Raw genomic sequence first — 12,201 nt, forward strand, 5'->3', positions numbered from 1 at the left:
ATATCGAAGACCTACAAATACTGAAGCAAACTCTCCAGTTTCATTCCCCTCGATCCTTTTAACAATACCAAATGACCCTGAACCGGGTTTTCCTGTAAATATGCCGCTGCTTCGGCCGGACTTTCGAAAAATGCGCCCTTAAAATTGTCTTTAAATGAATAGAAATCCTTCCCGATAAAAATAATTTGATCCAAGCCGCTTTCATTAGCCTGTTTCGCAATGAGTTCATGCTGTCCGAGTGATTCTGGCCCAAGCTCAAACATATCACCCAAAATAGCAGTCTTTTTATCAGCCGATAATACTGCAATATTTTTCAGTGCAGCGGTCATGCTGCTTGGGTTTGCATTATAAAAATCGCAGATTACGGTATTCTTTTCTGTTTTGGTTAATTGAGAACGGTTATTTTTTGGCTGATAATTAGATAAACCGGAATTGATTTCATCCGGAGTCATATCAAAGAAATCGCCAATACAGATTGCAGCAAGAATGTTTTCGAAATTATAGCTACCGGTTAAATTGGTTTTAACAGAAGAAGAAACCTCATGGTTGGTCCAATCCACCTCGATAAAAGGGTCGCTGCTTTTTAATTTACCTTTAATGGTATTGCCGTTTTCTGTTCCATAATAAATCAGTTTATTTAAACCTGCGGCAGTGCTCATTTCAAGCAAGTATGGATTGTCTCTATTGATAAAAGTATAACCATGGGTTTCTTTTAAATAGGCATAAAGTTCTGCTTTGCCCTTTTTTACCCCTTCAAATCCGCCGAATCCATCTAAATGTGCCATGCCAACATTGGTAATAATGCCATGTGTGGGCTGAGCAATGGTACAAAGCAGCTCTATTTCCTTCTGATGGTTTGCTCCCATTTCGATTACCGCAATCTGCACTTCACCAGTGATGGACAAGATAGATAACGGAACACCAATGTGATTGTTTAAATTACCGAATGTGGCAAAGGTTTTGTATCGTTCTGCTAAAACAGCATTTACCAATTCTTTGCTGGTTGTTTTGCCGTTACTACCTGTTAAACCGATTACCGGAATATTTAATTGTTTGCGGTGATAGCGTGCCAGATCCTGCAAAGTGCTTAATACATCTTCAACCAAGAGGCATTGACTATTTTCGGCATACTTTTCTTCATCTACAACTGCATAAGCTGCGCCTTTTTCAATAGCTTGAGCAGCAAATTCGTTGGCATTAAAAAGATCTCCTTTAAGGGCAAAAAAGATACAACCCGGGCTAATGTTTCTGGTATCGGTAGAAATAATATTATGCTGTAAGTAATGCTGATAAAGGGTTTCTGTATTTGTCATTTTAAATAGATTGCGAAGGTAAAATTACGAATCAAGCCCAAATAAAACACTCTTTTTCCAATCTTCACTATTTCTTCATCAATTTCCTTCAGAAAGACTCTACATTCATTGCTGAATAAACGAATTGCGGCAGTTTTTAAGCATTGTTTTTCGATCATTATTAACTAAACTAATTTAAATCATGAAGAAACTATTACAAAGTTTGTTCGTTCTGCTGCTATTTGCATCCATCGCAATGGCACAAGAAAGAACCATCACGGGTACGGTTACCGCTAAGGAAGATGGAACGCCAATTCCCGGAGTAAGTATTAAGGTAGTCGGTACCAATATAGGCATGTCATCCGGAGCAGATGGGAAATTCTCTCTAAAAATTTCGTCGGGTGCAAAAAGTTTACAATTCTCTTCCTTGGGATTCTTGATGCAAACAATAAACATAGGCTCTTCTAATGTAATCAACGTGGTGTTGCTTCCAGATTCGAAAATTTTAGGAGAAGTAGTAGTAACAGCCTTAGGTATAAAAAGGGAGAAACGTACGCTTACCTACTCTACACAAGAGGTTAGTGGAAGCGCCTTGGTAGATGCAAAAGAAAATAACCTGGTTAATGCCCTGGCAGGTAAGGTTGCTGGTGTGCAGATTACCAATTCAAGTGGTGCTGCCGGAGGCTCCTCAAAAATCGTAATCCGGGGAAATACTTCATTAACAGGAGAAAACGGCGCGCTTTTTATTTTAGACGGAGTGCCAATTGATAACTCCGAAGCAGGTAATCCTGATGGAGCATTAAGTGCTGGCGGAACATCGAACCGTGCCATAGATATTGATCCAAATATTATTGAAAGTGTAACCATCTTAAAAGGAGCCGCCGCGAGTGCCTTGTACGGTGCTGCTGCCGCTAGAGGCGTAGTCATTATTACCACCAAAACAGGAAAAGGAAAACCTTCTGTGACCTTAAGCTCTGGAATAACATTTGATAACCCTATTTTTCCTGAGTTTCAAGATAAGTATGCCCAAGGCAGTAATGGCGTTTATGTTGATGGGAATAATGGCCAACTCAGTTCATCATCATGGGGCCCACTTATTGATGGTTTAACGGTAAATGGACAGCCAGTGCAAAAGCACGACCCTAGAAAGGAGTTCTTTAAAACAGGTTTTACAACTGATAATACTTTAGCAGTAAATGGTTCAACAGATAACTCAACTTATCTGGTTTCTTATTCCTATTTAAAAACGAACGGAACAGTGCCATCAACAGATTTTGGAAGACATTCGCTATTCACGAAATTTTCCAATAAAATCACAAAAGATATCACTGTTAACGGACAGTTTAATTATGTTAATTCTGTAAATAACCGTTTAGCAGAAGGAAATGGATTGGCCAGTCCTTATTGGACTGTCTATGCTGCCCCTATCTCATGGGATCCATTCCCAACCACAAACCCTGATGGTTCACAACGTGTATACAGAGCGGCCAGAAACAATCCGTATTGGTTGGTAGATAACACTAAGTTTGTATCTGCAGTTAACCGTTTTTTACCTGTACTTACAGTGAGCTACAATCCTTTACCATGGTTAACCATAACCGAACGTGGTGGTGCTGACATTTACAATGATAACAGTAACTACCATGAATCACCAGGAATAGTAGGTGGAGAATCTGAAGATGGTAAGATGTATAACCGTGAAATAAATTATAAGCAATTTAATAATGACATTATTGTTGAGGCCAAGAAGAACTTTAATGAAGATTGGTTTGGTAGCATATTAATAGGTAACAACATTCTAAGCAACTCGCAAAGGATTGTGTTTGATAAAGGAGTGGGCTTATCTGCGGCCGATTTTTACAATATTAACAATGCCTCTACTCAAATATCTTCCATAAATAATTACACCAGAAGAAAAGTTGGGTACTATGCACAATTAACAACCGAATATAAAAGAATGTTATCCTTTTCATTAACCGGGCGTTATGACGGAACTTCGGTTCTGAGTCAGGATAAAAATTATTATCCATATGGTTCAGCATCGGCAGCTTTTATTTTTACCGAGCCACTTCATTTAGAGGATAATGACATATTAAATTTTGGTAAGATCAGACTGTCGTACTCTTATGTAGGAAACGATAACGTAGGCCCATATGCACTAACTACACCTTATCTTCATCCTGTAATTTCGAACATCGAATTCCCTTACGATAAAAACAACGGGTTTTTAATGACCAATACCTATGGTGATCCTAATCTTAAAAATGAAGGATTAAAAGAGTTCGAAACTGGAATCGAATTAAAGATGTTTAAAAGTAGATTAAGTATTGAAGCTACTTATTTCGACAAAAAAAGTATTGATCTGATTACCACTACTCCAATTACGCCGTCATCAGGTTTTAATGCTGCAACAATTAATGCCGCCAGCATGTACAATAGGGGGATAGAATTAATCCTTAACGGCACACCGATTAAAACAAAGGATATTACCTGGAATATTGGACTTAACTTCTCAAAAATTAAAAATGAAGTTACAGAACTGGGTAAAGATTTGGATAATATCCAATTTGCCGGATTTACAAACCCAGGTATTTTTGCCTACAAAAACCAACCTTATGGTGTAATATATGGTTCCAGGTATAAAAGAAATGGCGATGGTAAGTTATTAATCGATGATGAGGGCTATCCGATTATTGATGATCAACTTGGCGTAATCGGAAACACAACACCAAAATGGAATGCCGGCTTAACTACAAGTTTCGCTTATAAAGGTTTTAGTTTATCAGCCGTATTCGACATGAGGTATGGCGGTGATGTTTATAATTTAGATGGCCATTATTTAGATTTTTACGGGACAACCAAAAAGACTGAAGATAGAACGGCAACAACAGTTTTCGATGGAATCAGAGAAAGTGACGGGAAGGTAAATACAACCGTTGCAAAACTGGATCAGGGATACTACCAAAATAATGAGAGCGTGGTAGATGAAACAGGTGTAGAGGATGGCACTTATTATAAATTAAGACAGGTAACCTTATCCTATAGTTTTAATCCATCGCTTTTAAAGAGAACTCCATTTAAAGGATTGAGTATAGCTGCCACTGGCAGAAACTTATGGATCTATGCCCCCCATTATACGGGTTCAGATCCAGAGGTGAGTTTGTATGGAACAGGTAATGGCGCAAGTTTTACCAATTTTGTTACCCCAACAAACAGGAGTTATAATTTTGCAATAAAAGCAACCTTTTAATCTAAGCAAACATGAAAGTTATATATTATTCAATAGCCACTTTATTACTGCTTTCTTTTAGTAGTTGTAAGAAATTTCTTGATATCAATCAAGATCCCAATAATCCATTAAAAGTACAAGAGTCGTTAATTTTAACCCCTGTTGAGCTTTATACCACTACGCAGATTGTTGGGGGGTACCCTTCAATAACGACGGCTTATTGGACACAACAGCTGGCGCTAAATCAAGAATCGCCAAATATCGATACGTATCGCATTACTCCAACAGATGTAAACAATACCTGGAGCTTTGATCTTTATCCCGCTATTTTTTATAACCTGCGTAATATGATCAGCGATGCGGATAAGAAAAGTAATACCAGTTATTCGGGCGTTGGTAAAATTTTATTGGCTTATAATTTAGCCGTTTGTACCGATTTGTGGGGTGATATACCTTACACACAGGCGTTTAATTCTTTAAATGGACTTAAGCCAGTTTACGATTCGCAAGAAAGTATATATAAGGTTATTCAAACAACGCTCGATGACGCTATTGTAAAGCTAAATACACCAAATACAAATAAAGCGATGGGGGGTGATGATCTTATTTACGAAGGAAAATTAGCTGCCTGGAAGAAATTTGCTTATACCCTGAAGGCACGATATTATTTACGTTTAAGCAAAGCGGCAGGCTATAATGCAGCTACTCAAGCAGATTTGGCGCTTACTGCACTTCAAAATGGTTTTACTTCAAATGCTGATAATGCAATGATAACCTATGCTGGTGGTGCAAAGGCTGAAAATCCTTGGTATCAGAATACGCTGCCAGGAGCTGGTGGGGTTGTTTTATCTTCAAATTTTGTCGATATGTTAAAATTAAATAACGATCCTCGGCTGCCTATAATGGCAAACCCAGGTTCGGATAATGATTATGTTGGAAGAACAAGCGGTACGGCTGCAGCAACAGATCCGGCCACTTATGCTACAGTAGGTATCGTTTATGGAGGGGATGTTGATGGAGATGAGAACAAACAAAAAATAGCGCAGGCAGCCCCAGTATATCTGGCTACTTATGCAGAAGCATTATTTATTAAGGCAGAGGCTACACTTTATAAATCAGGAGCGGCAGCCGCTACGCCGATATATAACAGTGCCATTGCTGCACACATGGATATGTTGAATGTATCTGCTGCAGATAAGGCTACTTATCTTGCTGCCCATGCAACACTTGATCCTTCAGTCCCTTTAAAAACAATAATTGACGAAAAATATATTGCCGATTTTTTATCTCTTGAAGTCTATAACGACTGGCGGAGAACAGGGTATCCTGCCTTATCTGTGGTTCAAAATGCATTTAAACCTTATATTCCACAACGCTTTCCTTACCCTTCGCAAGAAATTACCTCGAACCCACAGCCACAACAAAGTATCGCTACTTCAACAAAGGTTTGGTGGGCCAATTAGATTGGTTTTCATATGGCAGTTCGAATGGCATTGCTTTATGATCTGATTTTATAATAAAAGTAAAGCCTCCAGTAATGGGGGCTTTACTTTTATTCAGAAGAAGTACTTGACCACAAAAATGATATGAATGTGGGTGTTCAAATCATATTTATTTTATGTATTATTGGTTAAACAATTATTTTTTCATGAGATACGTTCTGTTCTGCCTTGCTTTATTCATTAATCTAAACGTTTATAGCCAAATACAAAGTCCCGATGATTTTTTGGGCTACCAGTTAGGTTCGCACTTCACCCCGCACCATAAAGTAGCCGATTATTTTAGGCAAACCGCTGCGGCTTCTGCTAAAAACATGAAACTGATAGAATATGGTAAAACCAATGAAGGTAGACCGTTAATGGTTGCAGTTGTTTCTTCACCAGAAAACATAAGCAAACTTGAACAGATCAGGAACAACAATTTAGTTTTAGCAACGGGCACCACTAATAGTGTCGATTTAGCAAATCAGCCTGCCATACTTTGGTTAAGTTATAATGTGCATGGTAATGAGGCAAACTCAACTGAAACTTCAATGAAGATGCTTTATACCTTGGTTTCGGGTAATAATAAACCTGCAACAGAATGGTTAAAAAATACAGTTGTAGTGATTGACCCTTGTTTAAACCCCGATGGAAGAGACCGTTATGTGAATTATTTTAATAGTGTAGTGGGGAAAACTCCCAATTCTGATCCATTATCAAGAGAACACATAGAGCCATGGCCAGGTGGTAGGCCAAATCATTATTATTTCGATTTAAACCGCGACTGGGCCTGGCAAACGCAGGTTGAAAGCGTGCAAAGGTTAGCGTTGTATAACCAATGGATGCCTCAGGTACATGTCGATTTTCATGAGCAGAGCTATAATGAACCTTACTATTTTGCACCGGCGGCAGAACCGGTTCATCAGGACATTACGCCTTGGCAAAAAAGTTTCCAGGTGGTAGTCGGTAAAAATAATGCCAAGTATTTTGATGCAGAAGGATGGCAATACTTCACCAAAGAACGGTTTGATTTGTTATACCCATCTTATGGCGATACTTATCCTTTGTATAATGGATCAATTGGTATGACCTATGAGCAGGGGGGAATCAGGGCCGGATTATCTGTAGTAACGAATGATGGCGATACGTTAACTTTAAAAGACCGAATAGCCCATCACTTTACAACAGGGATGTCGACCCTTGAAGTAACCTCTTTAAACCATAATAAATTATTAGAGGAGTATAAAAAATATTTCCAGCAAGAATTGGCCAATAGTCCTGGCATTTATAAAAGCTATATCATCAAAGCGACTAATTTGTCGCGCTTAAAAAAACTGGCTGAACTGCTAACCAAAAATAAAATCGAATTTGCTTTTGGTGGTGATAAAACAGGAAGAGGTTATGACTATGATACCCAGAAGGAAGAAAATTTTAGCATCGCCCGTAACGATTTAATTGTTAATATTCAGCAGCCACGGGCAGTTTTGGCTAACGTTTTATTAGAGCCCCAAACCCTTGTAACCGACTCTAATACCTATGATATTACAGCTTGGGCCCTACCTTATGTGTACGGATTAAAGGGCTATGCCAGCAAGGAAAGCATAAAAGGAAAATTCTCAGTGATTGAAGAGCCAAAGATAATCAGTAATGAACTTGAGAAGCCCCTAGCCTGGTTGTTTAGTTGGGGAACAAGCGAAGATGTTCAGGTTTTAACGGCACTGCAAAAAGAAAATATAAAAGTTAGACAGGCCGATCAGCCCTTTTCCGTAAATGGTAAAGACTATCCTGCCGGAACCCTAATTGTGTTGAGGGCAGAAAACGAAAAACTGATCAAAGGAACGAAAGATAAGGTTGCGTCGATCGCCAAAACCTTGAACAGACCAATTCAGGCAATTAGCAGTGGTTTTGTAGAAAAGGGAAAGGATTTTGGCTCTAATGTTTATCCATTGTTAAAACAGCCTAAAATTGCCATTGTATCTGGTATGGAGGTTTCTTCTCTCGCTTTCGGCGAAGCTTGGTTTTTTCTTGAACATGATCTAAATCTTTCACCAAGCATTATTAATGCTAAGGATCTGAATAACCTGGATATTAATAAGGTAAACACCTTGATTTTACCGGATGGAAGTTACAGTGCTTTTATTGGTGATGGTTTAACTGCGTGGCTGAATAAAGGAGGCAGATTGATTTTGATGGAAGATGCCATCGAAAGTGTATTCGAGAAAAAGGGATTTGATATTAAAAAGAAGGAGTCCGTTGTAAAAAAAGATGAAAAGCCAGAGGCAAACAAACTTCTTTTCAAGGATAAGGATAGAGATGATTTCGAAACCACCATACCCGGTGCCATTTATCGGATCAATCTTGATGCTAGTCACCCGTTCTCCTATGGTTTGGGTAAAACTTACTACAGTTTAAAAACAGACCGGAAGATTTATGAGCCTTTTGTTAAAGGTTGGAATGTGGGTTTAATTAACGAAAAAAGCTTAATGGCAGGTGTAGTTGGTAAAAAAGCAAGGGAAGAGCTTAAAACCGGGCTCCTTATCGGCGTACAAGATTTCGGGCGTGGCCAGGTCGTTTATTTGGCTAACGATCCGCTGTTTAGAAACTTCTGGGAGGGTGGGAAAACCTTATTCGGGAATATAATTTTTTGTAATTATTAAAGTTATAAATTCTATCATACATACCTTTTGATTTCTAAATCGTTAGGCAAAGCGTACGCCCAATTAGATGAATTTTTGTAGATTTTATTAGAATAGTTGAGCTAAAAATTACATTTAGCTCCTGAATCTCTAGTTTGAACGGTGGAATTTAAGGTTAAGGAGGACATGAAATCGCCATTAATTAATATTATATTAACATTTTTTGTCGCTAAAATAATATTTAACATTTCGTAATGTATTGTATTAAAGGCTGTTAGTTTTTGTTTTGTTGCTTTTGTTAAAAATTGTTAAAAAAAATTTTCTAACATCCTTTTCATCCCTTAAATTAGGCCCATCATTAACTAACCTATTTTCTAATTATGAAAAAACTTCTACAAAGTTTGTTCATTCTTATGTTTTTTGCTGTAAATGCAATTGCACAAGATCGAACGGTTACTGGTACTGTTACTTCTCAGGATGATAAACTTCCGATTCCTGGGGTAAGTGTAAGGGTAAAAGGAACACAGAATGGCACTACGACAGATGCCAGCGGTAAATTTTCAATTACTGCAAAAAACGGATCAGTTTTGGTCTTTTCTTACATCGGATATGCCGCATCAGAATCAACTGTAGGCGCATCAAATTCGATTAATATTTCATTAGCGCCAGATGCAAAACAATTAAATGAGGTAGTAGTTACTTCTTTCGGTGTTGTGCGTCAATCAAGATCTCTTGGTGCAAGTGTTGGAAAAGTAAACAACGAACAAATTACCCAGGTTTCTGAGCCCGATGTATTAAAAACACTTCAAGGGAAGGTAGCGGGTGTTGATATTCGTGCGTCTCAAGGTACACCTGGATCGGCTACGCGTATACAGATTCGTGGTAATACCTCTTTTACTGGTGATGCACAACCATTAATTGTTGTTGATGGGGTACCGTATAGCAATGATCAGGTAACTACATCAAGCCAATTAGGTGGTGGTGGTGCTTACGGAAGTGGTTTTGCGAACATCGATCCAAATGATATTGCTTCCATTCAGGTACTTAAAGGATCTGGTGCTGCAGCTTTATACGGTTCCAGAGCCTCAAATGGTGTATTGTTGATTACCACAAAATCGGGTAGTGCAACAGCGGGAAAAAAAGGACTGGAAATCAATTTAAAGAGTTCAGCTTCATTGGAGCAAATCGCCAAATTGCCTGAGCTTCAAAACAATTATGGTACGGGTTCTTATGGCAACTATTCTGCTTCCAACGGTTCATGGGGCCCTAAATTTGGTGGAGCGCTAAAAGAAATTCCAGCTTGGCCTGCCTATTTAGCCGCCTATCCAGAATTATTCCCTACGGGTAAGGTTCCTTATCAGGCTTATCCGGATAACGTGAGCAGCTTGTTTAAAGATGGTTATGTTTTAGAGAATTCCATCAACCTAAATGGTGGTAATGAAAAAAGTGCGTTCGTAATTACGGCGTCGCAATTAGATCAAAAGGGATATGTTACCAACTCAGATTACAATCGTACAAATATTGCGGTTGGTGGTAGTTCTAAATTGGATAATGGTTTAAATATCCGTGGAAACTTAAGTTATAGCCGCTCTGTACAAAATGGGGGCTATTTCGGTGAAACCCAGAATGGTGCGCCTTCATTGTTTTCAAGAACATTATTTTTAGGACGTAACTGGGATTTAAGTCTTCCTTTTGAGGATAAAAACGGAAACAGTATTATTTACGCTGGTGCTGGGCAGTTTGATAACCCATTGTGGTCTGCTAAATATAATACTACGAATACTGCGGAAGAGCGTTTTATTGCAAACTTAAAAGCAGATTATGATATTACCAAATGGGCTAATTTTTCTGTTGCTGTAGGAACAAACGTAAATACACTTGGTAGACGTGAGGTGATCGAAGTAAGCTCTAGAGCTGCTGAAGGATTGGGTAGATTAACACTAGACAATTATCGGAAACAAGAAATCGAATCAACTGCTTTATTAAACTTAAAACCAAAAATTAACGAGGATTTTACTTTCAACGGTTTACTTGGTTTTAACTTTAATCAGAGAACGACCACTAGACAGGCTAATAGAGGAAATCAATTTATTGAGCGAGGGATACATAATCTAAACAATACGGTTCAGCAGTCGTTCTTAGTAGATTCGTACGGCAGAAGAAGGATTTTTGGTGTCTTTGCTGAAGCAACATTTGGCTATAAAAACTACGCCTTCATTACTGCCACCGGACGTAATGATTGGTCTTCAACCCTACCAACAGATAACAGAAGTTATTTCTATCCGGCAATTTCAGGAACATTCATCTTTACTGACGCTTTTCAGTTGAAAAGTAAAGTGCTTGATTATGGAAAGTTAAGAGCAAGTTATGCAAAGGTAGGACGTGATGCGAACCCATATGGAATAACCAATGGTTTTAGTTTTAACACAAATTTCTTAGGTGTACCTAATGCAAGCTCAAATATTACAGCAAACGATCCTAATTTAAAACCAGAGTTTACCAAAGAGTTTGAGGTGGGTACAGAATTAAGTTTCTTTTCTCAAAGAATTAACTTTGACTTCACTTACTATAACAAAATCTCAACCAATTTAATTCAGGCAATAGATGCACCTGCAAGTTCTGGGTATCAATTTTACAATACCAATATTGGACAAATCAGTAATAAAGGTTTTGAGGTACAATTAACAGGAGTGCCTGTTAGAACTAAAGATTTTAACTGGAATCTTACTTTAGCCTTCACCCGTAATAAAAATATGGTTGATAAGTTGAAGGATGGCGTAACTAGAATCGATTTAGCTGGTTTCGCAGCTTCAACAGGTTATTCTGCTTATGCAGAAGCTGGGATGCCATATGGTTATTTAAGAGGTACTACAAGTGCACGTGATAATGAAGGTAATCTATTGATTGATCCCAATACAGGTACGTTGATTGATAATATTGAGCCGAGTTTTATCGGTGATCCTAACCCTAAATTTAAATTAGGCTTTACCAATACCTTTACTTATAAGGGGATTGTGTTAACCGCTTTGTTAGACTATACTAAAGGTGGAAGTATTTACTCTACAACTATCCAAAATGAGTTGGGTCGTGGTACAGGAAAGCTAACTGATGATAGAGAAACGACATGGGTAATTCCAGGTGTTTATGGAGATGCCAATACATTTCAGCCAATTTTAGATGCTAACGGGAACAAGATCCAAAACATTACCAGATTAACTACTAACGATCTTTATTTTAATGGAGGTGGAGCACCTACTTTCGCTACAAACGGAGCAAATGAGTGGAGTGTGTATGATGGAACAGTGTACCGGTTAAGGGAAATAAGCTTAGGTTATAATCTTCCAAAAGCTTGGTTTAAGAAAACGCCAATTGGCTCGATCCGCGTAAGCGCAACAGGTAGAAATTTATGGTTTTATGCTCCTAATATTCCAAAAGGAACCAATTTTGATCCAGAAACCAACAGTTTTGGAGCAACCAATATCCAGGGAATTGAACTTTCTACTGCACCTACAGTTAAGCGCTATGGTTTTAATGTTAACATAACTTTCTAACAAAAAACATAC

Annotated in this window: 5 protein-coding genes; 4 read left to right on the forward strand and 1 reads right to left on the reverse strand. The window is 38.2% G+C overall.

Annotated elements, in window-relative coordinates; translation table 11 throughout:
• Positions 1-11 precede the first annotated feature (11 nt).
• Positions 12-1,313, reverse strand: coding sequence for a UDP-N-acetylmuramoyl-tripeptide--D-alanyl-D-alanine ligase (gene murF, locus LQ201_RS13610; RefSeq protein WP_230143099.1), 1,302 nt, complete (start codon positions 1,311-1,313; stop codon positions 12-14).
• Between the two features lie 181 nt (positions 1,314-1,494).
• On the opposite strand from murF, the gene LQ201_RS13615 reads away from it, so the two are divergent.
• The 4 genes from LQ201_RS13615 (at position 1,495) to LQ201_RS13630 (ending at position 12,189) form a co-directional block, all read left to right on the forward strand.
• A complete protein-coding gene (locus tag LQ201_RS13615) occupies positions 1,495-4,542 on the forward strand; it encodes a SusC/RagA family TonB-linked outer membrane protein (RefSeq protein WP_230143101.1) in 3,048 nt (1,015 codons plus the stop codon).
• Positions 4,543-4,553: 11 nt separating this feature from the next.
• The gene (locus tag LQ201_RS13620; protein ID WP_230143103.1) at positions 4,554-5,984 is read left to right on the forward strand and encodes a SusD/RagB family nutrient-binding outer membrane lipoprotein; all 1,431 of its coding nucleotides are present in this window, start codon (positions 4,554-4,556) and stop codon (positions 5,982-5,984) included.
• 185 nt (positions 5,985-6,169) lie between these two features.
• Positions 6,170-8,659, forward strand: coding sequence for a M14 family metallopeptidase (locus tag LQ201_RS13625; protein WP_230143105.1), 2,490 nt, complete (start codon positions 6,170-6,172; stop codon positions 8,657-8,659).
• 359 nt (positions 8,660-9,018) lie between these two features.
• Complete coding sequence (locus LQ201_RS13630; protein WP_230143107.1) at positions 9,019-12,189, forward strand: SusC/RagA family TonB-linked outer membrane protein; 3,171 nt, start codon at positions 9,019-9,021, stop codon at positions 12,187-12,189.
• The last annotated feature ends 12 nt before the right edge of the window (positions 12,190-12,201 follow it).

Origin of the sequence: Pedobacter sp. Bi126 (assembly GCF_918698245.1) — a bacterium.
Lineage (GTDB): Bacteria > Bacteroidota > Bacteroidia > Sphingobacteriales > Sphingobacteriaceae > Pedobacter.

What these genes read in the sequence shown, in the direction of transcription:
- murF (WP_230143099.1), bottom strand. Translation starts at nt 1,313, where the DNA reads ATGACAAATACAGAAACCCTTTATCAGCATTACTTACAGCATAATATT.
- LQ201_RS13615 (WP_230143101.1), top strand. Translation starts at nt 1,495, where the DNA reads ATGAAGAAACTATTACAAAGTTTGTTCGTTCTGCTGCTATTTGCATCC.
- LQ201_RS13620 (WP_230143103.1), top strand. Translation starts at nt 4,554, where the DNA reads ATGAAAGTTATATATTATTCAATAGCCACTTTATTACTGCTTTCTTTT.
- LQ201_RS13625 (WP_230143105.1), top strand. Translation starts at nt 6,170, where the DNA reads ATGAGATACGTTCTGTTCTGCCTTGCTTTATTCATTAATCTAAACGTT.
- LQ201_RS13630 (WP_230143107.1), top strand. Translation starts at nt 9,019, where the DNA reads ATGAAAAAACTTCTACAAAGTTTGTTCATTCTTATGTTTTTTGCTGTA.